Origin of the sequence: Ignavibacterium sp. (assembly GCA_032027145.1) — a bacterium.
Classification (GTDB): Bacteria; Bacteroidota; Ignavibacteria; order Ignavibacteriales; family Ignavibacteriaceae; genus IGN3.
Map to the genome: position 1 here is coordinate 422,503 of JAVSMP010000001.1, position 25,445 is coordinate 447,947.

General features: G+C 34.2%; 15 protein-coding genes. 12 read left to right on the forward strand and 3 right to left on the reverse strand.

The genetic code is table 11. From position 1 onward, the window contains the following. The first annotated feature begins 140 nt into the window (after positions 1-140). The 9 genes from ROY99_01645 (at position 141) to ROY99_01685 (ending at position 14,830) form a co-directional block, all read left to right on the forward strand. On the forward strand, positions 141-2,957 hold the full coding sequence (locus tag ROY99_01645; protein ID MDT3695062.1) for a S8 family serine peptidase: 2,817 nt from the start codon (positions 141-143) through the stop codon (positions 2,955-2,957). Positions 2,958-2,971: 14 nt separating this feature from the next. After that, positions 2,972-4,957 carry an oligopeptide transporter, OPT family gene (locus tag ROY99_01650; protein ID MDT3695063.1) on the forward strand — a complete coding sequence of 662 codons (1,986 nt, stop codon included), beginning with the start codon at positions 2,972-2,974 and terminating at the stop codon, positions 4,955-4,957. Between the two features lie 72 nt (positions 4,958-5,029). Continuing rightward, positions 5,030-6,286: a M14 family zinc carboxypeptidase gene (locus tag ROY99_01655; GenBank protein ID MDT3695064.1), complete on the forward strand. Its 1,257-nt coding sequence runs from the start codon at positions 5,030-5,032 to the stop codon at positions 6,284-6,286. 132 nt (positions 6,287-6,418) lie between these two features. Then, the gene (recN, locus tag ROY99_01660; protein ID MDT3695065.1) at positions 6,419-8,122 is read left to right on the forward strand and encodes a DNA repair protein RecN; all 1,704 of its coding nucleotides are present in this window, start codon (positions 6,419-6,421) and stop codon (positions 8,120-8,122) included. Between the two features lie 67 nt (positions 8,123-8,189). Next, positions 8,190-9,086 carry a DUF6588 family protein gene (locus tag ROY99_01665; GenBank protein ID MDT3695066.1) on the forward strand — a complete coding sequence of 299 codons (897 nt, stop codon included), beginning with the start codon at positions 8,190-8,192 and terminating at the stop codon, positions 9,084-9,086. Positions 9,087-9,097: 11 nt separating this feature from the next. Further along, positions 9,098-9,643 (forward strand): hypothetical protein, encoded by a 546-nt coding sequence (locus tag ROY99_01670; protein MDT3695067.1) that lies wholly within the window; start codon positions 9,098-9,100, stop codon positions 9,641-9,643. 68 nt (positions 9,644-9,711) lie between these two features. Continuing rightward, a complete protein-coding gene (gene hemW, locus ROY99_01675; GenBank protein MDT3695068.1) occupies positions 9,712-10,839 on the forward strand; it encodes a radical SAM family heme chaperone HemW in 1,128 nt (375 codons plus the stop codon). A 43-nt stretch (positions 10,840-10,882) separates the two neighbouring features. Then, positions 10,883-12,106 carry a dicarboxylate/amino acid:cation symporter gene (locus ROY99_01680; GenBank protein MDT3695069.1) on the forward strand — a complete coding sequence of 408 codons (1,224 nt, stop codon included), beginning with the start codon at positions 10,883-10,885 and terminating at the stop codon, positions 12,104-12,106. Between the two features lie 45 nt (positions 12,107-12,151). Then, positions 12,152-14,830, forward strand: a complete 2,679-nt coding sequence (locus ROY99_01685) for a M14 family zinc carboxypeptidase (GenBank protein ID MDT3695070.1) — start codon at positions 12,152-12,154, stop codon at positions 14,828-14,830. Between the two features lie 70 nt (positions 14,831-14,900). Here the strand turns inward: ROY99_01685 and ROY99_01690 are convergent, their stop codons facing one another. Next, positions 14,901-19,928 carry an alpha-2-macroglobulin family protein gene (locus ROY99_01690; GenBank protein ID MDT3695071.1) on the reverse strand — a complete coding sequence of 1,676 codons (5,028 nt, stop codon included), beginning with the start codon at positions 19,926-19,928 and terminating at the stop codon, positions 14,901-14,903. A 259-nt stretch (positions 19,929-20,187) separates the two neighbouring features. Here ROY99_01690 and ROY99_01695 point away from each other — a divergent pair, with 259 nt between their 5' ends. Together ROY99_01695 and ROY99_01700 are read left to right on the forward strand one after the other, a co-directional pair. Continuing rightward, complete coding sequence (locus ROY99_01695; GenBank protein MDT3695072.1) at positions 20,188-20,673, forward strand: septal ring lytic transglycosylase RlpA family protein; 486 nt, start codon at positions 20,188-20,190, stop codon at positions 20,671-20,673. Between the two features lie 170 nt (positions 20,674-20,843). Next, entirely contained in the window at positions 20,844-21,893 is a 1,050-nt protein-coding gene (locus tag ROY99_01700; GenBank protein ID MDT3695073.1) for a class I fructose-bisphosphate aldolase, read from the forward strand. Between the two features lie 120 nt (positions 21,894-22,013). On the opposite strand, the gene ROY99_01705 is transcribed toward ROY99_01700, so the two are convergent. Both ROY99_01705 and ROY99_01710 read right to left on the reverse strand, forming a co-directional pair. Further along, positions 22,014-22,367, reverse strand: a complete 354-nt coding sequence (locus tag ROY99_01705) for a cytochrome c (protein ID MDT3695074.1) — start codon at positions 22,365-22,367, stop codon at positions 22,014-22,016. 110 nt (positions 22,368-22,477) lie between these two features. Continuing rightward, positions 22,478-23,209, reverse strand: coding sequence for an SIMPL domain-containing protein (locus tag ROY99_01710; GenBank protein ID MDT3695075.1), 732 nt, complete (start codon positions 23,207-23,209; stop codon positions 22,478-22,480). 145 nt (positions 23,210-23,354) lie between these two features. Between ROY99_01710 and ROY99_01715 the strand changes: the two genes are divergently transcribed. Next, positions 23,355-25,430 (forward strand): thioredoxin domain-containing protein, encoded by a 2,076-nt coding sequence (locus ROY99_01715; protein ID MDT3695076.1) that lies wholly within the window; start codon positions 23,355-23,357, stop codon positions 25,428-25,430. Positions 25,431-25,445 lie beyond the last annotated feature (15 nt).

A 25,445-nucleotide genomic window follows, 5' to 3' on the forward strand; every position in this document is an offset into this window, starting at 1 on the left:
TGAAAAATCTGGTTATTTGTGTGTAAATTTAAACATAAATTTTATAATTAAATTCAAATTTATGAAGCAGCTTACATATTACTTCATACCTAATTCTCTCATCACAAAAAATTATTATATCTTAAAATAACGGAATTATCATGAAAACCAGATTATTATTCTTCTTTGCGCTGTTATTTACTTTAGCAATTTTTCCTCAGGAAGAAGGACAGACATTTCTTTCACTTAAAGATACCGGAGTCGAAGAATTCATCAAACTCCATCCAGAATATGATGGCAGAGGTACTATAATTATAGTCCTTGATACAGGCGTTGATATGGGAATTGATGGATTATTAAAAACATCTACCGGAGAAGTAAAAGTAATTGACGTGCAGGATTTTACCGGTCAAGGCGATATGCCGATTGTTGAAGCTAATTTGACCAGCAAAGACGGGAAAGACTTTTTTGAGAATACAGACAAGAGTTATTCGGTGTTTGCTGATAAAAGTAAAATGTTAAAAAGTGCAGACGATGTTTACTGGATGTCTGTCCTGAATGAAACTCATCTTTTAAATTCAGGTTCTGGCGCACAGGATTTGAACGGAAACGGAGTTAAGGATGATAAATATTTTATGGTAACATATAAAACAACCGAAGGTTATTGGGTTGTTTACTTTGATACAAACGGCAATGGTGATTTATCTGATGAAAAACCTTTAAGAAACTATAAGGAAAATTTTGATGCATTCACAATAAAGAATCAAAAGGGGTTAACTCCTCTTACAATGGCTTTAAATATTTTTCCTGACGAAAAAATTATATCACTGTTTTTTGATGATGGTTCACACGGAACACATTGTGCAGGGATTGCCGCAGGATACAATATTGGCGATGCAGGTATAAACGGTGTAGCTCCTGGTGCCAAAGTTATTGGAATTAAGTTAGGAAATAACAATTATCCCGGAGGTGCAACAGTTACTGAATCTATGAAGAAGGCGTATCTTTATGCAGATAAGATTTCTAAAGAAATGAAAACTCCCTGCATTGTTAGTATGAGTTTTGGTATCGGAAGCGAGATTGAAGCACGATCCGAAATAGAAAAATTTCTTGCTGAACTGCTGAGTAAAAATCCTTACCTATATGTTTCCACCAGTAACGGCAATGAAGGTCCGGGAATATCAACCTCAGGTTTACCATCATCAAGCAGTTTTGTCTTTTCATCTGGTGCGGTTTTAACTGATGAAATTGCCCGCGATAATTATGGAAATATTTTACCAAAAGATATTCTTTTGCACTTTAGCTCCAGAGGAGGGGAAGTAAGCAAACCGGATATTATTTCTCCGGGAGCTGCAACTTCTACTGTGCCAAATTTTTCAATGGGCGATAGAATGTGGGGAACAAGCATGGCTTGTCCTTATACTTCAGGTGTTATGGCACTTTTATTAAGTGCTGCTGAAAAAGAATTTCCGGGAGTTAAGATTCCTTCACAGCTTCTATACAAAATAATCAGAGAAGGTGCTGTAAAATGGACTGATTATACTATCTTAGATCAGGGTGCCGGTTATATAAATGTTATGAATGCTTATGATGTGCTTAAAAAATATTTAAAAAATAATGAGATCTCAAAATTTGAAACTTACACGGTTTCATCTTTCGCACCTAATCAACCGGATAACAAATCAAGAAATCTATACATTCGTGATGGATCATTTTTAACAGGCGATGAGGTATTTGCATTTAATATCAAAAGAGAGAATACTATTAAATCTGATAAGTTTTACAGAGTATTTAATCTTAAATCAGATGCAGAGTGGCTGAGGCTTGTTCAGAAAAAAGTTTATATACGAAATGATCAGTTTGCAAATGTTAATGTTAAAGTTGATAAATCAAAAATTAAAGAACCGGGGCTTTATACTGCGCAAATAACAGCTTACAGAGATGATGCAAGCAAAACACCTGAGTTTAATATGATTGCAACTGTTGTTATTCCATTTGAGTTTAACTCAACAAATAATTTTAAAATGCAATGGAAAGATCAGGTTGTTCAGCAGGGTATGATAAAAAGATATTTTGTTAGTTTGCCTGCCGGACAAAACAGTATGAAAATTACACTTAGCAGAGATGCTTCCTCTAATAAATATTCCAGATGCAGATATTTTCTTCATAATAATAACGGAATACAGGTTGATATTTCCAGCGTTCTTTACTCAGTTAATAGAGATGAAAAAATAGAAAATTATTATTATGATCTTGAACCCGGCGTTTATGAAATTGATATTGATGGATTCTTTCTTGCTGCAGAACCATCAACTTATAATCTTGCAGTTGAGTTTTTATCAATACATACTGTTGATTCAAAAGAAGTGTCATCTACAGATAAACGCATTGAAGTTGTTAATTACTTTAACGAAGTAAAAACTTATAATATTGATGCTGAAATGTTCGGCTATCAGAGAAAATATAATCTTACTGTTGATGGAAATGGAACATACAAAATGCCTTTTACATTAAACAAAGGTGAAGCTTCAAAGGAATTTTCATTTGAAATGACAAAAGAAGATTATGGCAAAGTAACTGACTTTGCAATTCAGATACTTGATGAAAATGGTAAAGCATTGAGCAAAAGCGGACTTTCTTACAGAAGCGGCGGAAATCTAAGTATCGAAATGCCCAAGAATAAAGAAACTGCAGACTATACACTTGAAATAATCCCTGCATTTGCTCATAAAGAGTTATCTGCTAATCTTAGTGTTGAGGAAATCACTTTCCTTCCTGAACCTCAAACAGTAAGTGTAAAACATAGTGGAAGGGCTTTACTAACACTTTATCCAAACAGTATTAAATACATTGATATTGATTTCAGTAAACCAGAACTGACAATTCCTGCAGATGCTGAAGGTTATGGCAAAATTTATTTTAAATCGCCCACAACTGAAAAAGCAGAATATGAATTACCAATTAACTTTAAATTCTAATAGAGGAGAATAAAATGAGTGAAGACCACGGCGGACAAATAAAAGGACTTCCGGAGAATGCTTATAAAGAGCTTGGACCGGGTGAGACTTATAAACCTTTAATGCCTGCTGAATCAGTTCCGCAGGAAATTACCCCCTATTCTGTTATTATGGGATTGCTTATGGCAATTCTGTTTTCTGCGGCAGCTGCTTATCTGGGATTAAAAATCGGACAAGTCTTTGAAGCTGCAATACCAATTGCAATTATTGCTGTTGGTGTTTCAACTCTCTTAAAGAAAAAGGGCTCTCTTGGGCAAAATGTAATTATTCAATCCATCGGGCAGAACTCAGGGTTAATAGTTGCGGGAGCTATTTTTACAATACCTGCACTTTATATCTTAAATCTTCAGGCATATTTTTTTCAGATATTTCTTGCTTCTGCATTTGGCGGAATTTTAGGAATACTCTTCCTGATTCCATTCAGGAAATATTTTGTTGCAGAAATGCATGGAAAATTTCCCTTCCCTGAAGCAACTGCAACTACTGAAATTTTAGTGGCAGGTGAAAAAGGTGGTAAACAAGCTCTTGTACTTGTTGTAAGCGGATTAATTGGTGGAATTTATGATTTTATAATTGCAACTTTTGGATGGTGGAGCGAAGTATTTACTACAAGAGTTTTCGGATTTGGTGAAATGCTTGCGGATAAATTCAAACTTGTATTCAGATTGAATGTTGGTGCTGCTGTAATGGGTCTTGGTTATATCGTTGGATTAAAATACGCTGCAATTATCGCCGCCGGTTCTTTTGTTTCGTGGTATTTATTAATTCCTGTAATATCATACATCGGAGGCGGATTAACTGAAACTTTCGGAACAGGTGCTACAAAATTAATTTCTGCTATGAGTGCTGAAGAAATTTTCAGACAATATGTAAGACATGTTGGTATTGGCGGAATAGCAATGGCGGGTATTATCGGCATTATCCGCTCATCTAAAATTATCCGTGATGCAATTTCTCTCGGCTTCAAAGAAATTTTTCATAAAAAAGATGGTGCAAATAAAACAGTAAGAACTCAGATAGATCTTTCGATGAAGATAATTGTAGTAGGCTTGATTATTACCGCAGGCTTACTTTTACTTTTCTTCCATCTTGGTGTAGTTAATAATTTGGGATGGGCATTAACTGGATTATTAATTGTCCTTATCATTTCCTTCCTGTTTACAACTGTGGCTGCAAATGCTATAGCAATTGTCGGAACGAACCCGGTTAGTGGTATGACATTGATGACACTGATTCTTTCTTCAATTATTCTTACTTCAGTCGGATTAAAAGGTGAATCAGGAATGGTTGCTGCTCTGATAATCGGCGGTGTAGTTTGCACAGCACTCTCAATGGCAGGCGGATTTATTACCGATCTTAAAATTGGCTACTGGCTTGGTTCAACTCCATTAAAACAGGAGCAATGGAAATTTCTTGGTGTCCTGGTTTCATCATTAACAGTTGGATTTGTTATTATGATCCTTAATGAAACTTATGGATTCGTTGGTGAAGGCTCACTTGTTGCACCGCAGGCAAATGCAATGGCAGCTGTAATACAACCGCTTATGGATCAGCAGCCCGCACCCTGGACGCTTTACATTGTAGGTGCAATTTTAGCATTAGTGCTTACAATGATAAAAGTGCCTGCACTTGCTTTTGCACTTGGTATGTACATCCCGCTTGAACTTAACACTCCGCTTTTAGTTGGCGGGTTAATTGCACATTATGTTTCAACACGCAGTAAAGATGAAAAGATAAATAATGCAAGAAGAGAACGCGGAACATTAATAGCATCCGGATTTATCGCCGGTGGTGCATTGATGGGCGTGATAAGCGCTATTTTAAGATGGCAGGGATTCAACTGGGTAAATCCTGAATGGGCAGAATCACACTCAGCTGAACTGCTTGGTTTGGTTATTTTTGCAGTTATCTGCGTTTATATGATCTGGGATTCTTTAAGAGGTAAACCGGATACTGAATAAGTTAGTTGTTTAAGGCTGTTATAATGATTAATAACAGCCTTGTGTTTTTATTAATAATCGGAATTATAAGCATTGAAGCAAGTTATTAAACAGATAATATTTTTAATAATCATTCTTAACATTTTATTAATCTCTCAGGACAGGTACAAAACTATTAATGGTAAAAATGTAGAGGTGGATAAATGCGGCTTTCCTATTGATGAATCTTTTCAGGAACAAGTTTTATCAACTGAATATATGGGCTACAGTTATGATAGTTTATTAGCTGATCTGAACAAATGGCGTTTGAGTGAATATGTAAAGATTGATTCGATTGGTTTAAGTGTACAAGGCAGACCATTGTGGCAGCTTACTATTGCCGATGATCCGGATAATATTTCAGGAAAAAGAACAGTACATATTCATGCAAGAACTCATCCGCAGGAAACTGAAGGATTCTATGTTACAAGAGAAATTATAAAAATACTTATTTCGGAATCTGAATTGGCTCAGACTGCCCGGGGTAACTGTGTGTTTTATGTTATTCCGATGATTAACCCTGATGGAGTTGTTTTAGGTTTACCGAGAAGAAATGCAAACAATGTTGATCTTGAAAGCAACTGGAATACTTTTCCTCATCAGCCGGAAGTTGCAGCTTTGAAAGCCAGATTTATTCAGCTGATGGCATCTGAAAATCCAATTGAAGTAATGCTTAATATGCACTCTTCATCTGATTGCAAAAGATATTTTGTTTATCATCATGAAAACGGCACATCGCCTGCTTATGCAGTACTTGAACAGAATTTTATAAATGGTGTAAGATTTTATTATCCTAATGGAATTGAACCTTTTAATTTTTTTGTCAGCTGGACAGGCGGCACCGCACTTCAGTATCCGGAAAGCTGGTTCTGGATAAATCATGGAGAAAGTGTTATGGCAATTACTTACGAAGATATGTATCAATGTTCACAAACAGGCAATTTTGATATTACTGCCAATGCAATTTTAAGAGGCACTCTTGATTACATGAATATCGCTACAGATTTAAATGATGCGGTATTTGTTCAACCGGATAATTTTGTGCTTTACCAGAATTATCCGAACCCGTTTAATCCAACAACCAGTATTCAATATACAATAGGCAGTAGACAATTTGTAACCTTAAAGGTTTATGATGTTCTTGGAAATGAAGTTTCTGTTCTGGTTAATGAAGAAAAATCAGCCGGAGAATATGAGATTGAATTTAATAGTTATTCTGCCGGAGGTAATAATATTGCCAGTGGTATATATTTTTATCAATTACAAACCGATAACTTTATACAAACGAAAAAAATGATTTTAATTCAGTAAATCGGGTTTGATTTTATTTGAAAATAAAAGACTTTTACGTTAAGCAGATAAAACAAACTTATATTTTTGATACTGCCTCTCGCTCTTAATCTTAATCTTGCTTATTTTTCACACCATAATTTTGTAATTGCGATGCTCAAATCATTAGAAATAAAAGATTACGCACTAATTGATCATACCCAAATCGAGTTTGGCAAGGGTCTAAATATAATAACCGGTGAAACAGGCGCCGGTAAATCAATTTTGATCGATGCAATGAGTCTGCTGCTCGGTGAAAGAGCTTCAATTGATGTTGTGAGGAAAGGTGCACAGAAAGCTTTCGTTGAAGGTTTCTTTGATGTAGAGTCAAATAAAAAAGTAAGGTCTTTATTAGAAGCAAACGAAATTGAGTTTCAGCCAGATTTAATTATTCGGCGCGAGATTTCACTAAAAGGCTCTAACAGATGTTTTATAAACGATACCCCTGTTGCATTAACTCTTATTAAACAGCTTGGTGATTTTCTTGTTGATCTTCATGGTCAGCATGAACATCAGTCATTACTACGGGTTGAAAGTCATATTAGTTTTCTTGATGAGTATGCGGGAAATTCTAAATTGATTGAGGAATATCAAGCTCTTTATAAAGAATTAAACAAAAAAAACAGTGAGCTAAAGAATTTAAAGTCAAAGGAAGAATCAATTAAAGAAAAAAGGGAAATCTATGCTTTCCAAATCAAAGAAATTGATTCTGTTTCACCTTCTATCAGTGAAGATGATGCAATTTTAAATGAACTTAATATTCTTGAAAATTCAGAGAAACTGTTGGAACTTACTGAAGAGGTTTATACAAAATTATATGATGCAGAACCATCTGTCATTGATCTGCTGGGTGAAACTAAACACAAATTAAATCAACTTTCCGGAATAGATAAATCATTTCTTGAATCTGAAGGCGAGTGTGACTCGGCTTTAACGATAGTAAAAGAATTAGCTGACTCATTAAGATTATATAAATCAAAAATTGATGTTGACCCAAAAGAGATTGAATACAAGCGTGAACGGCTTGGTACAATAAATTTGTTAAAGAAAAAATACGGCGGCTCAATTGAAAATATTATTGAACACCGGAATAAAATTGGAAAAGATTTTGAACTTGCTGATAATTTTTCAGATGCAATTAATAAAATTCAGAGTGAAATAAAAACTCTTCAAAAATCCACAGGTGAAGCGGCCGAAAAAATCTCCTTGTCAAGAAAAAAATCCGCAGCAAAAATTGAAAGCGAGGTAATTAGATCATTAGCTCAGCTTGGTATTTCAAATGGATCATTCAAAGTTAGAATAAGCAAAACAGAAACAGACGGTGTTGATTTTATTTTATTCAATAATAAAAAATATAATTATTCTGATTCGGGTTTTGATGAAGTCGAGTTTTACATAAGCACAAATACTGGTGAAGATGTTAAACCTTTGGCAAAAGTAGCCTCCGGCGGCGAAGTATCCAGAATAATGCTTTCATTGAAAACTATTCTTGCTGAATCTGATAAACTCCCGGTATTGATATTTGATGAGATTGATACCGGTGTAAGCGGAAGAATTGCTCAAAAGGTCGGTACAGCATTACGGAATCTTGCATCTTTTCATCAGATAATTGCTATAACACATCTCCCGCAAATTGCCGGCATGGCAGATTATCATTACTCGGTTGAGAAAAAACAAATTGATGACCGCACTGTTAGTTCTATCAGACAGCTTGATGATAATGAACGAATAAGCGAAGTTGCAAAACTTGTAAGCGGAGAAGTTTTGACAAAAGAAAGTATTGAAAGTGCAAAGCAGCTAATCTTAAACAGACAATAGCAGTGAATGTATTTTGTAAATATTTTTAAGATTTTATAAAAGTAATAGTATAGAAAGGTAACTGAAAATGAGAAAAAATTTATCTGTAATTATATTTTTGATTTGCTTTTTCCCTATTCTCGTAACAGCACAAGTTGGAGTTACTCTAAACAAATTTACTCCTGATGAAGCTTCAAATTATTTAAGACCTTTGTCAACCTGGTTTGGTACTTACTTAAACTCAGGTACTTATTATAGTGCAGATGTTGATAATATTTTTGGATTTAAGTTTAGTATAATAGGAATGTGGACAATAATTCCAGACGACCAAAAAACATTTAAACCAAATCCTAAAACTGAAGTTATTGGTGAAGTTGAACCAACAGCAACTGTGTTTGGAAACAGGAATGGATACTTTTTAAGCAGCACAGGATTTTTTACTTACCCAACAGGTCTTTCTTTAAAAGCTGTTCCAATGGGCATTTATCAACTTTCCGGAAGTTTATTTAATACAGAATTGATGGTTCGGTTGTTTCCCAGATCAAACTTTGATGAAGTTAGGCTTGGTTTATTTGGTTTTGGATTAAAGCACGAAATCAGCAGTCACATACCGCTTTTGCCTCTCGATATTTCTGTTCAGTTCTTATACAACAATTTTTATTTTGAATATATCGGCAAAAAAACAGAAAATTTTACTAAAATTAATTCTAATAATATTGCATTTAATGTACACGCAAGTAAAACCTTTGCGGGAATACTAATTGCCTACAGCGGTTTACAATATGAATCTTCTTCAACTGACCTTGACTATTATTATGAAAGCTCAGTAGCTGCAGATAAAATTAATTATGTTCAGATAGATGGAGATAATCATTTTAGATTTACAGTTGGCGGTGCTTTGAAACTCGGATTCTTTGTAATCAATGCCGATGTAAACTTTACTAAGTTTACAACATTTACAACCGGTCTTTCATTAGATTTTTAAGGAGCAGGAAAATGAAAAAACATTATAGACATATATTAATTTTAAGTGCCTTTGCTTTATTGTTCTTAGTAAACAGTTGTAATCCTTTCGATGATATTTATTTAAATCTTGATATGGATACTGAATTCAATATCACCGCAGCAGGTTCAGAGATATCAATTCAGAAAGATTTTTGCTTGTCCGATTTTGAAGATTATGGGGATAATAAAGATCATCTTTTAGAAATTCGCTACATATCATCGGCATATTTAACTATTAACTCTACACCGGGATTACAAGGTAGTAATCTTGTGCTTACACTTTATCAGGCTGACGGTTCAACAGTATTGTTTAAATATACCGTTTCTCCATTTATTGCAGGTAACTATAAAGGCAATCCGTTAAAGATAAACCTTACTCAACAGGAAATTGACAACATAAATCTGTACCTTAAAAACCCTAAGGTAGATAAGTGCTTTGTTGCAAAACTTGAGCTATCAAATGTAACTGCATCAGCAATGCCTTATCAGTTAGAATGTAAAACAGAGTTTTTAGCGGAACTTAAGATTGAACCTTAGTTAAATAATAATTGATTAATATAAAGATGTAATTCCCTGAAAGGATTACATCTTTAAATAATTACAAATTGAATAATTCAGCAATTTATATTCACATCCCTTTTTGTGATCACAAATGTATTTACTGTGATTTTTATTCCATTATTACAACTGAAAATATTCAATCCTTTCTTTCTGCATTAAAAAAAGAAATCAGTTATTACTCGTCTTACAGTTTTGATAGAAATATTTCCTCTGTTTTTTTCGGAGGCGGTACTCCATCGTTAATGACTCCTGATTATATTGATGAAATTCTTAATTGTCTTAAAAGTAATTTTAATATTGATAAAGATGCAGAGATTACTTTAGAAACTAATCCCGGTACTGTTGATAAAGAAAAGTTAAAAGCATTTAAAGATACAGGAATAAACCGGATAAGCATTGGTATTCAATCTTTCGATGAGAATGAACTCAAATTTTTAACCAGAATTCACAACAGCCAAACAGCTGCTAATACAGTTTATGACGCTGCAGAAGTTGGTTTTGATAATATCAGCATTGATTTAATTTTTAACCTGCCAGATCAAACAAAAGAAAGATGGAAAAACAATCTTAAAACTGCTGTTGAGCTTCCGATTAAACATTTATCTGCTTATAGTCTTATTCTGGAAAAAGGAACAATACTTAACAAAATGGTTTTGGACGGCAAGGTTACAATTCAGGATGAAGATTATGATGCCGATCTTTATGAAACAACTATTGATTTCCTATCATCCAAAGGTTTCCTTCAGTATGAAGTTTCTAACTTTGCCAAACCGGGTTACGAGTGTTTACACAATAATGCTTATTGGCAGTACAGAGATTATTTGGGATTCGGACCTTCTGCACACTCATTCGTTCATAATAAAAGATGGTGGAATTTTACAAGTCTGAAAAAATATATTGAAGAAGTTTATCAAAAGAATAATGCATTAATGAATTTTGAAATACTTGGTAATGATCAGCAGCATGAAGAATATGTTATGCTTGCATTTAGAAGCTCGGGATTAAAACTAAAAGAATATAAAAAAAGATTTTCTGATGAGTGGATTACTAAGAACAAACAATACCTGATGAAGTTGAGAGATGAAAATTATTTACAAATAGATCCGCTGGAAATTAAACTTACACCTAAAGGTTATGCTGTTTGTGATGAAATATTAAAAAATATTCTTTAATAGCTTGATTAAGACTTTAATTTTTTAACAATATTTTACTGCTATGCTTAAACTAAAACTTCATTGGCAAATCCTTATCGCTTTTATTATTGCTGTTCTATTAGGACTGTTTTTCCCTCAGTCTTCCGAATATGTAAAGTGGCTTGGTGATCTTTTTCTGCGAGCACTAAAGATGATAATTGTTCCTTTAGTCTTTTCATCTATTGTTTCGGGAGTGGTGAATCTCGGTAGTTCAAGCAGCCTTGGAAGATTAGGCGTAAAAACCATGACATACTATATTACTACAAGCCTTGCAGCAATAATAACTGGTTTGATCCTCGTGGATCTTATACGCCCGGGTGTTGGAGCAGATCTTGGATTCAGAATGGAAGTACACGATCTGACCTCAGCTGCTGGCTCACTGAATGATATAATTTTAAGAATCGTTCCAACAAACCTTTTTGAAGTTTTTGTTAAAGGTGATATGCTTGCAATAATCTTCTTTGCATTGCTTTTCGGATTTTTTATTCCAAGAGTCTCAGAACAATATTCAACTCCGCTGATTAATTTTTTCAATTCTGTCTTTGAAGTAATGATGAAGCTGACATCATTTATTATAAAGTTTGCACCAATAGGAATATTAGGAATTGTAACGGGCATAGTTGCTGATCAGGCTTCAGATAAAGCTAAACTTGTTTCTATGATAGAACATCTGGGAATTTACATGTTAACTGTTCTTGTCGGACTGGCGATACATATGTTTATCACGCTTCCGCTGTTGTTAAAAATTTTTGGGAAAGTGCGTCCGTTTCTGCATTTTAAAGCATTATCTCTGCCTCTAATAACTGCGTTTTCAACTTCATCCTCTTCTGCAACATTACCTCTAACAATTGAAGCAGTTGAAAATAATGTCGGTGTATCAAATAAAATATCAAGCTTAGTGCTTCCTCTTGGAGCAACAATTAATATGGATGGCACTGCACTTTATGAATGTGTGGCAGCAATGTTTATTGCTCAGGCTTATGGAATCGAATTAAGTTTTATTCAGCAAATGATAGTGGTTGTAACCGCATTACTTGCATCTATTGGTGCTGCCGGAATTCCGATGGCAGGATTAGTAATGATGTCAATTGTGCTTACTGCTGTTGGCTTACCTTTAGAAGGTGTTGGTTTAATATTAGCTATTGACAGACCGTTAGATATGTGCAGAACTGCTGTTAATGTTTTTAGCGATACTTGCGGAGCAGCGATTATTGCCAAAACAGAAGGTGAAATTCTAAAAGTTTAAAAGTATTTTTATATAACATATTTTACTGTTTAAGGAGCTTTTGCTATGAGAACTATTTTTACTGTTCTTTTTTTTCTTCTATCTATAAATATCTTTTCTCAAAACTATCAAAAGATAAATATCAGCATCACCTCTCCGAATGATTTTATCAGATTATCCGAAGCGGGAATCAATCTTGAAGGTTCAAAATTAAGTAAAGAAAATGAACTTACCATCTTTGTGAATGATTATGAATTGGCTGCAATTAATTCTATAGGAATTCCCTATAAGGTATTGATAGCAGACTGGCAATCTCACTATAACTCAATGCCAAAGCTTAATGAAAAAGAAAGACAGCTTGTTGTTTCAGACAGCAAAAAAGAATTCAATGTTGACGGTTTTGGTTTTGGTTCAATGGGCGGTTATTATACTTATGCTGAAATTGCTGCAAACCTTGATTCAATGTATGCAAATTATCCTAATCTTATCACTCAAAAGTTTTCTATTGGCACAAGCCATGAAAACAGAACAATCTGGGCAGTAAAAATATCCGATAATCCAAATATAAGTGAAAACGAACCAGCAGTTGGATTTGATGCTTTGATACACGCACGTGAGCCTCAGTCAATGGCAACGCTTATGTATTATATGTGGTACCTGCTACAGAATTACGGAACAAATTCAGAAGTAACTTATCTTGTAGATAACAGAGAAATATATTGTGTTCCTTGTTTCAATCCAGATGGATATGAATACAACAGAAGCACAAATCCAGGGGGCGGAGGTAACTGGCGAAAGAACAGAAGAAACAATGGCGGTGGATGGTACGGAGTGGATCTTAACAGAAATTTCGGATATGCATGGGGCTATGATAATTCCGGTTCAAGCCCAGATCCTAGCGTAGAAACTTACCGCGGACCTTATGCCTTTTCTGAACCTGAAGCTCAGGCAATCAGAGATCTTGCAATACTTGCAAATTATAAAACACAGTTTACTATGCACTCGTATGGTGAGTATATTTTATATCCCTGGGGATATATTGATATGGAAACTCCGGATTCGCTTATTTACAGGGAATTTGCCGCGCTGCTCACTTCTAAAAGCGGATATGAATATGGTTCAGGCGGACAGCTTTTAGGATATAATTCTAATGGAAGTGAAAGAGATTGGATGTATGGCGAGCAAACATTAAAAGAAAAAACTTATGGTTATACAATTGAGATCGGTGATGATTTCTGGCCTTATCAATCTCAGATATTTCCGATTGCACAACAGAATCTAAGTACAATGCTCTATCAAACTCATCTTGCAGGAGCTTATGTTCAAATGATTGATCCCGGTTACAGTGAACCATTTATTGATCCGGGCGATAATATTTCTATGAACAGTATTTTCAAAAATATTGGTCTGTCAACCGCTTATAATCTTGATTTACAATTAACTTCACTCAGCCCATATATAACAATAACATCCGGCACTGCACAATTTGATTCTATTGAAGCAAGAGCCACTGCATCTTTAACAAATCCGCTTGCATTTTCTGTATCTCCATCAGCACCTATAGATGTTACAGCTAAATTATTACTTACTTCAAGCTTTAGCGGAAATGTTGTTAAGAAGGATACAATAAGTTTCATTCTTGGTACACAGATGTTTGTATTTGCTGATTCAACAAATGATCCTTTAGTATTATGGGATGTTACAAGCACACCATCTTCAAGCCCAAAATGGGAAGCAACAACGCTTTCTTATCACTCTGCTCCAACATCTTTTACAGATAGTAAAATCGGAAATTATATTATTAATGCAACTGTAACTATGACATTAAAAAATGCAATAGATCTTTCCGCATATTCCAATCCAAAGTTAAAATTCTGGACTAAATATGAAACAGAGTCCGGATTCGACTATTGTCAGGTAAAAGCCTCAACTAATAATGGTTCAACATGGATTCCTCTGCATGGTAAATATACACAGCTCGGCTCAGGTTCACTGCCAAGCGGACAGCCATTATATAGCGGAACTCAAAGCACCTGGGTTGAAGAAGTAATGAATCTCGCTCCTTATGCCAGCAGTCAGTTCAAACTTAGATTCGAACTGAAGTCCGATTATGCTATTAACAAAGATGGATGGTATGTTGATGACATTGGAATTTTTTATTACGGAATTGTTCCCGTTGAGCTTACTTCATTTACAGCACAGGTAATTGATGGTAAAGTTAGTTTAAAATGGCAAACAGCTACTGAATTAAATAATTCAGGGTTTGAAATTCAAAAAAAGAGAGCAGATGAAAAGAATCAGAATACTGAATGGAATAGAGTTGCGTTTGTTAATGGAAAGGGCACGACAACTACCGCTAATAATTACTCTTTCATTGATAATGAATTATTTAATGGAAAATCATTATACAGACTTAAACAAATAGATTTTGACGGAAAGTTCTCATACTCAAATGAAGTAGAAGTTGATTACAAAGCCCCTGTATCATATTCACTTGAGCAGAATTTCCCAAATCCATTTAATCCCGAAACAGAAATTTCTTTTGCACTTGCAAAGTCTGATAATGTAATATTAAAAATCTATAACATACTTGGGTCAGAAGTGGCAACACTTGTTAATGAATTTATGGATGCTGGAAAACACACAATTAAATTCAATGCTTCTGATCTAACATCGGGAGTGTATCTTTACACAATTAAGTCAGGTAATTTTACAGCAACCCGAAAGATGGTTTTAATGAAGTAAACTTAGCAGTTCTGTGTCTTTGCGTGAGAAATAATTTCACGCAAAGACGCCAAGTTGCAGAGAGCTTACTTTAAATATCTTCAACTACAATATCTACAACATCGCTGAAACCATTTAACTCCGGATAGTACATTAAGTAACCCTGTGCGGGCATAATTTTATACTCACCGGGAATCTGAGCTTTAATAATATAAGAGAATTCCATCCCTTTCTGACTCTTAGTTACAAAGAATGCAACCTTTTCATCACGGTATTCTCTTTCGGCAAAGTGCCAGCGCCAAGGCATATAATCATATAAATAATCACTGTATGTATTGTAGTTGTTTTCACCATCAATAAAATATCTGTCCATTTCCTTTACAACCTCAAAGCCCGAAGGAATCATATCTTCTAAAATAAAATAATCAAGATTATCAGATTTCGATTCAACAAAAGTCTTTACGAAAATATCCTGTCCGCTTTTAACTATTCCATCAAAGTCTTTCTTATAATAAATTATGTGTCCATCTTTGCTGCCTGTTTCCAGTATGTAATACTCTCTTCTTATCTTAAAACCATTGTCATTCTTAACAGATGCAAGCTCAGTTGTAAAGTATTCGTTGAATCCGGAAAAATACAAAGCACCCTTACCTGATTTTTCTATTCTAATCCTGTTCCTGCCCTTTCTTAAAATCTTTTCTTTATCATCAGATATTTTGATTGTCTTCCCTTCATTAAATACATCATCTTTATCAAACTTTGCTGAATAAACTTCTTTATCATTTACGAAAACCTTTGCAGTATAATCAGGATCAAGTTCCTTTGTAATTTTCAAATAATCAGTTAACGCAAACAACACAACAGCGGTTTCCTGTGTAGAGCGCCAGGAGTATCCTTGTTTTTTTTGTATCAGCCATTTAACTGCTTTTTCTATCAATTCAGAATTTCCTTCAATATTAAGAATAGCCTTAACTGCAAATGCAGTTCCCTGTACATTATCATTCTGCCAGTTGTAATGCCATCCTTTGCCGCTCCAAAAGGCAAATGATTTTTCTTCATTAACTTGTTTTAGAATTTCAGCAGCAAGTTCCTTTGCCTTTGAAGTTTCATTCATATTCTTTAATGAAATTGCAAGCAAAGAAAGCGGATAGGACTGAAGGTCTTTTCTTAAAAGAATATTAATTATCTCAAGATAATTTCCTTTATCATATTGTTGGTTTTTTAAAGCAGTACTTAAAGCATAAATCATATATGATAGAGTTGTTTCGTCAATATCTGCTTTAGCATTAATAATTTGATTCTTAAGGTTGTTCAATCCACTCTGATAAACATTTTCATTGATATTATATCCGGCTTCTTTTGCAAGACCCATTCCATAGATAACATAAGCAGTCATATATGGGTTAGAATTATCATTCTTCCACCATCCCCATCCACCATCGGAATGTTGATGTTCGTAAAGACGCTTTAGACCTGCTTCGACAAATTTAGGCAGCTCTTCTATCGTTTTTGATTTTAACGGGACTTTAATTTCATTAAATGTATTTGAAACAATAATTGTTGGCAGAAATCTGCTCATAGTCTGTTCAACACAGCCATAAGGATAGCCGGCAAGGTCATCAAGAGATTTTAAAATAGTTCCGGCAATTGATGGAGCTACACTAAAAGAAAGCGTAGCTGATCTAAGATCAAAATTATTCGGTAAATCAAAATCGAATGTTTCATTAACATTGTCATTGGTATAATTTTTTACAATTGGCTCAATCACCTTAACACCATTCGGTAAAACTGGAACTTTAACTTCCATTGCATCTGATTCTTCATTTGTAAGCGCCGAAGCTTTTAATGTTGCTTCCCCGGTTGGAAAATCAACTTTAACTTTCCAATCAATTCTTAACTCTGAATTAGCAGCAATCTCAACTTCATAAACCTTTTTAACCGAAAACTTTTCCGCTTCTCTACCGCTCTCATTAATCCTTGAACCTAACAGTTTCAGTTTGTCGGAGTTAAACTCAATTTTAGTTTTTTTCTTAGACGTAAGGTAGTTATGTACAATAGTTGAGATCACAACTTCATCGCCCTGCCTGAAAAAACGCGGAGTTTCCATCCTAATAAGAAGATCTTTTCTGCTTATAAATTTATTTGTGCTTTGTCCAACATCGGTCTGTTTTGTAATACCACGAACAGTTGTTCGCCATGTTGTTAAATTATCAGGAATTTTGAACTGTACTTTTGCTTTTCCATTATTATCAGTTACAACATGTGCTTTCCATATTAATGCATCAACAAAGTTTGTTCGGATATCTGCCTGCAAGTAAGAGGATTTATCATTAGTTTCTTTTTGCTTAAGTATAAGCGATGAAGGCATTTTTTCATCTTTTGATGATTCAATGCTCAGCTCATCTGCAGTTTCATTTCTGGATTGTCCGCTGGTAATACCTTGGCTACGCATCCTTTCAATTTGCTGATCCTGTTCTTCAGTAAAAGTAATATCATACTTTTTTTCAACATCTATTTTAACATCATCAATTAAAAGCATTCCGCCATATCCTGCAGAAACAAAAAGCTGATAATTACCTTTTGCAATATTTTTTATCTCATAATAACCGAGTGAATCGACTTTGGCAGAGTAGTAATATTTCTCACCGGTAAGCATTACAAATAATCCATCAGGAATTTTTTCCTGTCCCGGGATAATAATTTTTCCATATAACCTGCCTTTGTAAGTTTTATCATCCTTCTTATAAGAAAAATAATTTTTATCAATATAGGTAGCTGTTCTGCTGTAAGTACTAAAGTAACCATATTGCAATGAATTATTAGTCGAGATAAAATAACGTTGCGGAGAATAGAAAAAAGTTTCTATGGGTTGAGTGTCATCTTCTTTAATTGCATAAATGCTTTCATCAATAATTCCGAAACTTATTTCAGTATTGTTAACAGGATTGCCCAGATAATCCTTTACAGAGATTTCGTAATCAGCTTGCTCACCGGGCTTATAAATATCTTTAGATGGAGTTAGAGCAATATTTAAAAACTTATCTTTCGCAAGAACACCTATCAGTTTGGTTGTTTGATACAGCATTCTGTCCTTTATAAAACTTATCGAAATATTAAAACTCGGGGAAAATTTTTCTGTCAGTTCTTCTCTTATCTCAAAACTATTTTTTACTGGTTTAAGTTTTTTATAAGAGAGAATCTTGTCAGTTTCATAAGAAAGTAAAAGCTCCTGATCCGGATCTGGAATAAATACATAGGCTATTAAAGAGTCTCCCTTTTCATAAGCTTCTTTATCCGTTATAATCTCTAAGCCTGCATTAGTTCTTTGATAATAATAATTATCAACATCTCCGACATAAAAAGAACTTGAAGTTTCAATCTCTCTTTCCTTCTCGTCAAAGGCAATAATCGTATAACTAAAGTAACCGGTTACATCCCTCTTTGGAAAAAACTTTACAACTGCTGAACCGGCTACATTTGTTTTTGCCCATATAGTATCTGTATAAGACGTTTTATTTACATATCTGGAATCACCCGGATAATAAACGATTACTCTAAAGTCGGTTTGAACAGGTTTATCTGAAAAGTCAGAGGTATTTACTTTTAGTTTTACTTCTGAACCTTGCTTAAAGAACCATTTCTCAGGTGAAGTTGAGATTGTAAAAGACCCTCTGGTAACAAACGCTTCGGTAAAACCATTTATTGCCCTGCGTGAAGCATCTGTAACCTGTGCAACAATAGAATATTGATAATCACCTGAATTATCCGAATTATCTGAACCAATCTTATACGATAATTCATATTTCCCATCTTCATTTAAAGTTCCCGACTCCTGAAAGATTAATTCCTTCTGACTGCTGATATATCTGTCTGATTTAAAACCTCCATAAAACCATGACCATTCACTCCAATACCACCAGGGTCTCCAAAAGTATTGTTTGTAAATACTAACTTGAACATCAGCATTCTTTACAGGGGAACCAAAATAATAATCTGCTGTTACTGTAGCAGTTAATTTATCCCCCCTCGAATACTGCTTTCGATCTGTAACAACATTTACTTTGAACTCCGGCTTTTTATATTCCTCAACTGAAAAGGAACCATAATATGCTTGTTCATCTTTTTTTAATATTATCGAATAGTAGCCAAGGTCTGCATCTTCGTCCAGAAAAAAGCTGCCTGACAAGGTGCCAAATTCATTTGTTGTGGCTTCACCTGAGTAAACTTCTTTATCTTTTGATGACTTTACTGTTATAGAGAATTTTTGTTCAGGAATATTTTGGTATTCATTTCCTGCTTTGTTCCTGAAAATAGCTTTGAAGTTTATCTCTTGTGCAGGTCTGTAAACTGGCTGTTGAGTGTAAATATAGGCAGTCAGATATTCATTTTGTCCCTGATTAAAATAAAAGTATGGGTCGGATAATAATATTTCATCATCTGCATACCCGAAAAGTTGAATAATCGAATTATCAGCACTTTCAAAATCTGTCAACTTTACATACATAACTCCATCTTTGTCAGCTCGTCTTGAACCGATTAACTTCCCATTCTGCAAAAAATCAAACTTTGCAGATTTATTGAATTGCCCTGTTTTTGCATCAGCAATATATGCCAGGATTTCCTTCTGGTTATTCTTGTATACCATACTAAGATTAGTTACCACTATTGCACAATAACCAACCTTATCTTCTCGGATTGCCTGAACAATATAAATTCCGGGTTTTTCAATCTTCCCAACATTGATCTCGTTATAGCCATACTGAGCTTTTTTATCTGGCTTAATCTCCCATTGTTTAATAAGTGATGTATATTTTAATAAAAGAACATTATCCTTTCCCCATATATCAAACGAATAATGACTGTAGTTTTGATCAAGAAGGGAGAAAAAAGTAACCGGATCGTTGATCTTGAGTAGTTTAAGTTGAAATTTCTCGCTTATTTCGGCATAGGTATAAAGATTTAATTTTACTATGTCGCCAGGGGCATAAGAAGAATTATTTGAAATATAGAAATTATTGTTTTCCTCCAGGAGCTGCAATCTTGTCGAACCGCCAAAAAATAAAGTTGTAATAAAAATAATAATCAGTAAAAAAATCTCTTTAATGAGTTTCACTTTCATGTTTTCTCCAAAATTTTGAGTTTTTATACAAACATAAAAAATAAAAGTGCCAATTCCTGCCTTTGTTAAGTTCAGAATCTCACTGAACAAGGTATTTCGAATACTATCAAAACAGAATAATCGACTATTAAACCAATATAGTTGAGTAATCTGGATTTTTATATGAGGCTCTCAGAACAAAATAAAGTATTGGATGGTCTTACTGACCGGATTAATTTTGAATCAGCAATCTGATATGTTTAACTAATCTGAGGTTTTATTGAGATCATTAATTAAGATAGTCTTTGTTCTTTTATTTATTGCAATTGTGGGATTTACACTGGTAGTTAATGAAGAAAAGACAATTGAACCGACAATGTCCGAGAATTACACTGCTCCAGAGGAAGCAATAACTGCTGACAGGTCATTAGTCGAATTTACTGACAAAGGAACTATGAAAGCCAGCTGGTATGGACCAGGTTTTCATGGTAAAAGAACTGCAAATGGCGAGATTTATGATCAAATGTCATTTACAGCTGCTCATAAATCGTTGAAATTTGGCACTTTATTGAAAATAACAAATCCCAAAAACGGAAAGTCTGTTATTATCAGAATAAACGATAGAGGTCCTTATATTTCAGGACGGGATCTTGATCTTTCAAAAGCTGCTGCACTAGAACTTGGGTTGATGCGAAACGGTGTTGGTAGAATGAAAGTTGAAGAAATCAAGATCGCTGGATTAGAGGGAAACTCAATGATGTACTAAGAACAAGTCATCATTATTAAAGAAGTAAGCCCGGTTTAACCGGGTTTTTCTTTTTTAAAGACTAATTTATCACACTTCAATATTATAAATTGAAATACTATAAAGCTTATCTTATTTTAGCATTATCAATATGAAGATCTTATCAAAACAATTTATAAATAGGTGAAATAATGTTAAATAAAATTAAAGAATTGCTGGGCAATGAAGCTGATTCATTGTTATCATACAAAGCTAAGTTTCCTAAAGAACAACTAAATCTACCTGGACCTGATTTTGTTGATAGAATTTTTGCACAAACCGATAGAAACATCAACGTTTTACGAAATCTACAATGGATTTTTAAGTCAGGCAGATTGTCGGGAACCGGTTATTTATCAATCCTTCCTGTTGATCAGGGAATTGAGCACAGCGGAGGAGCGTCATTTGCACCCAATCCGGAGTATTTTGATCCTGAAAGTATAGTTAAGCTTGCAATTGCAGGCGGGTGTAACGCAGTTGCATCAACACTTGGTGTACTTGGAATGACAGCAAGAAAATACGCTCATAAAATTCCATACATTGTAAAAATAAATCATAACGAATTACTTACTTATCCCAATAAATTTGATCAGATAATGTTTGCAAGTGTTGAGCAGGCTTATGATATGGGCGCAGCCGCAGTTGGCGCAACAATTTATTTCGGTTCCGAAGAAAGCGGAAGACAAATTGTTGAAGTTAGCCAAGCTTTTCAGTATGCTCACGAACTTGGAATGGCAACTGTATTGTGGTGTTATTTAAGAAATCCCGCTTTTAAATCTGACAAAGATTATCATGTATCTGCAGATTTAACCGGACAGGCAAACCATCTTGGTGTTACAATTGAGGCTGATATTATCAAACAAAAACTTCCTGAAAATAACGGCGGATATAATTCATTAAAGAATTTTGGGAAAACCAGTAAAAAGGTTTATACTGATTTGACAACTGATCACCCAATTGATCTTACACGTTATCAGGTTATTAATAACTTTATGGGACGTGCTGGATTGATTAACAGCGGCGGAGCCAGCGGCGAAAACGATTTTGCTGAAGCAGCTAAAACAGCAATTATAAACAAACGTGCGGGTGGAATGGGATTGATTTCCGGTCGTAAAGCCTTTCAGCGTCCGATGGCTGAAGGAGTTAAATTGTTAAATCTTATTCAGGATGTTTATCTTGAAAAAGAAATAACCGTTGCTTAGGCTGGTTTTCAAAATATTTAAACTTAACAAACCCAGTTTCTCTAAGAAATTGGGTTTGTTTTAGATATTACTTTAAAAATTAGTCTTAAACATTTAGAATTGATCTATCGGGGTTTATTTTTACTGCGTTAGCAGATAATCAGCAATCTTTCCCAAATCTTTTACATCTTTATTATTATACGGAGGCATTATTGTGCCGGGATATTTCTCCTGGTAATCTTTAAATCTATCCGAATCCATATAAGAGTTCGGATTTCGTAAATAGTTGATAAGATTATCTCTGCTGCTCCAGTATTGTTTGATATCTTTAAGGGATGGTCCTGACTTAGAACCTGCTAAATCATTGCCATGGCAGGTAATACATCCGAAAGACTGGAATAATCTTTCCCCGGATATTTCGGCTGTGTTTTGTTCACTTAAGTTTTGATTATTCAGATTAGAAAAGTCCATAGAGGATTCTTCCTTTGATGTCATTCTACCTAACAGAAGGAGAATAATAAATAAAAATAAGAGAGCCGATACCCATATTTGAGGTTTAGTCATATTTCAATTAATAGATTATTTTCAGAAAATTATTTTTGAACTTATTCAATCTCGAAGGAAGCATTTACAACACCGACAATTTCTTTCTCAATCGAACTTAAATCATTAATACCGTAATCAGAGATTGCATTTGAAAATTTTGGTGTAATTTGAAGCACTCCCATTCGGGCATTTCTCATTGGACCCAGCGTCCGGTTTGTAGCTTCAGCAATTTTTTGAGCTCTGATCATAGCATCTTTTGCCGCTTCAGCTTGTATTTCAATTTTCAAATCAGCCATTTTTGTATAATGGTACTCCGGCTGCTCAACCTGAAAACTTACTCCCCTTTCAATTAAAGAGGTAATATCCAATGAAATCTCTTTTATTTTGTTAACATCTGATGATTGAATTTCTATTCGCTGGCTATATACATATCCTATTATTCTTCCGGTTTGATAACCTTGTTCACTCATTTCATAAACAGGATAATTATTGATTGTAAAAAATTCAATCTTATCTTTCGGAAATCCCTTTTGTTCTAAATAGGAAATTAAAATCGGCTTTTGTCTGTTCAATTCAGAATAAGCCCTGTCTGAAGTTGAAGACTGAACTGAAATTGAACCGCGTAAAAAGCCAAGGTCTGAGACAATCTCTTTTTTAGCAGAACCAGTAACATTTATTGTTTGATTCGCACTTTGATTTGACTTCCAGGCGCTTGTAAAAACAAAGACACCTATTATAAAACTAATTCCAATTACTATTGCCGGAATAAATAGATCACTCTTCTTTTCCATATTATTAACTACTTTACTCTTTAAATCAATTAAATTGTGTGGCAACATATTAAAAAACAGTTATTTTAACAACACAATTCAAATCAGTTAAGAGTCCGGACACTAGAAGAATTATAAGATATTGCAATCAAAAGAAATTGATATTATGAAAAAACCAAATAGACTTGTCAATGAAAAAAATCCTTATCTGCTTCAGCATGCTTACAATCCGGTTGATTGGTATCCCTGGTGCGATGAGGCGTTTGAAAGAGCCAAAATTGAAAACAAACCTGTATTCCTTTCGATTGGCTATTCAACATGCCATTGGTGCCATGTAATGGAAAAAGAATCATTTGAAGATGACCAAGTTGCTAAGCTTATGAATGATTCTTTTATTTCAATTAAAGTTGATAGAGAAGAAAGACCGGACATTGACGGAATATATATGTCTGTTTGTCAAATGATTACCGGCAGCGGCGGCTGGCCCTTAACAGTTGTGATGACTCCGGATAAAAAACCATTTTTTGTCGGAACATATTTTCCAAAACATCAAAGATTTAATAGAATCGGTATGATGGAACTTATCCCCAAAATAAAAGACATCTGGACAACCAGAAAAGATGAAGTACTTAAATCTGCTGAAGAAATTTCTTTTTCAATTAACAATCAGGACACTATCCAAGGATCTGTGAGCATTAATGAAGCTATTCTTGATAAAGCGTATCAGGAACTTAGCGAAAATTTTGATGATGAATCTGGAGGATTTAATACTGCACCCAAATTTCCATCTCCACATAATTTGATGTTTCTTTTAAGATACTGGAAAAAGTCTGGTCATAGCAGGGCTCTTGAAATGGTTGAACTAACTCTAACACAAATGAGACTTGGCGGCATATACGATCATATTGGATTTGGCTTTGCACGATACTCAACCGATAGTAACTGGATAGTACCGCACTTTGAAAAAATGTTATACGATCAGGCAATGCTGGTAATGGCTTATACTGAAACTTTTCTTGCAACAAAAAATCAATTTTATAAAGCAACTGCTGAAGAAATCCTGGAATATGTTCTAAGAGATATGACCAATAAAGAGGGCGGATTTTTTTCAGCTGAAGATGCTGACAGCGAAGGCGAAGAAGGTAAATTTTATTTATGGAATACTGATGAAATCAGAAACATATTAAGTAAAGATGAATCAGATTTAGTGCTAAAAGTTTTTAACATTAAGGAAAATGGAAATTGGATTGATGAATCAAAGGGAATAACAAACACAACAAACATTTTCCATCTTAAAAAACCAATTAAGGAAATCTCAGATGAGATGAATCTTGATCTGGATGATTTCTCAGAAAGATGGGACGTAATTCGCAGAAAACTTTTTAATTACAGAGAAAAAAGAATTCATCCTCACAAAGACGATAAGATTTTAACCGACTGGAATAGTCTGATGATATCAGCTTTGTCAAAAGCATACCAGGCATTTAACAACGGAGTGTATCTTGATACTGCCGAAAAATCATTTGCTTTTATAGAAAACTATCTAATAAAAAAAGATGGTAAACTTCTTCATAGATACAAGGATGGAGAATCAGCGGTCGAGGCTTTTATTGATGATTATGTTTTTCTGATAAATGCACTTCTGGATTTATTTGAATCAACTTTTAACTACAGATACTTGGAAAAAGCAATAGAGCTTCAATCAATTATTGATAAAGAATTTTGGGATGATATGGGCGGTTATTATTTTACATCTGCTCAAAATGAAAAACTTATTGCAAGACAAAAAGTTGTTTATGATGGTGCAGTTCCTTCAGGTAATTCTATAGCTCTGCTAAATTTGATAAGACTTTTTAAAATTACTGCTGATTTAACTTATCAAACTAAAATTGATGCAACAATAAAGTTTTTTTCAGGACAGATTTATAGAATTCCTTCAGCTTTTAGTATGTTTTTATGTGGATTAGATTTCTTGTATAGTGATTCAACAGAAATCATCATAGTTTCTAAAAGCAAAGATGATATTGACAGTAAAGCATTAGCTCTAATTAGAAATACTTTTAGTCCGAACAAGATTATTATATTGAAACTTACTCAGAAAGAAGAAAATTTTAATATATTTTTACCCTACACCGAAGGAATGAAATTACTGGACGGTAAAACCACATTTTATGTTTGCAGTAATTATTCCTGTAAACAACCGGTAAATGAGTTGAGCGAGCTGGAAAAACTAATAACCTAAAAACTTATTCATATT

Coding starts and splice junctions, on each gene's coding strand:
- ROY99_01645 (MDT3695062.1), top strand. CDS start 141: ATGAAAACCAGATTATTATTCTTCTTTGCGCTGTTATTTACTTTAGCA.
- ROY99_01650 (MDT3695063.1), top strand. CDS start 2,972: ATGAGTGAAGACCACGGCGGACAAATAAAAGGACTTCCGGAGAATGCT.
- recN (MDT3695065.1), top strand. CDS start 6,419: ATGCTCAAATCATTAGAAATAAAAGATTACGCACTAATTGATCATACC.
- ROY99_01665 (MDT3695066.1), top strand. CDS start 8,190: ATGAGAAAAAATTTATCTGTAATTATATTTTTGATTTGCTTTTTCCCT.
- ROY99_01670 (MDT3695067.1), top strand. CDS start 9,098: ATGAAAAAACATTATAGACATATATTAATTTTAAGTGCCTTTGCTTTA.
- ROY99_01680 (MDT3695069.1), top strand. CDS start 10,883: ATGCTTAAACTAAAACTTCATTGGCAAATCCTTATCGCTTTTATTATT.
- ROY99_01685 (MDT3695070.1), top strand. CDS start 12,152: ATGAGAACTATTTTTACTGTTCTTTTTTTTCTTCTATCTATAAATATC.
- ROY99_01690 (MDT3695071.1), bottom strand. CDS start 19,928: ATGAAAGTGAAACTCATTAAAGAGATTTTTTTACTGATTATTATTTTT.
- ROY99_01700 (MDT3695073.1), top strand. CDS start 20,844: ATGTTAAATAAAATTAAAGAATTGCTGGGCAATGAAGCTGATTCATTG.
- ROY99_01705 (MDT3695074.1), bottom strand. CDS start 22,367: ATGACATCAAAGGAAGAATCCTCTATGGACTTTTCTAATCTGAATAAT.
- ROY99_01710 (MDT3695075.1), bottom strand. CDS start 23,209: ATGGAAAAGAAGAGTGATCTATTTATTCCGGCAATAGTAATTGGAATT.
- ROY99_01715 (MDT3695076.1), top strand. CDS start 23,355: ATGAAAAAACCAAATAGACTTGTCAATGAAAAAAATCCTTATCTGCTT.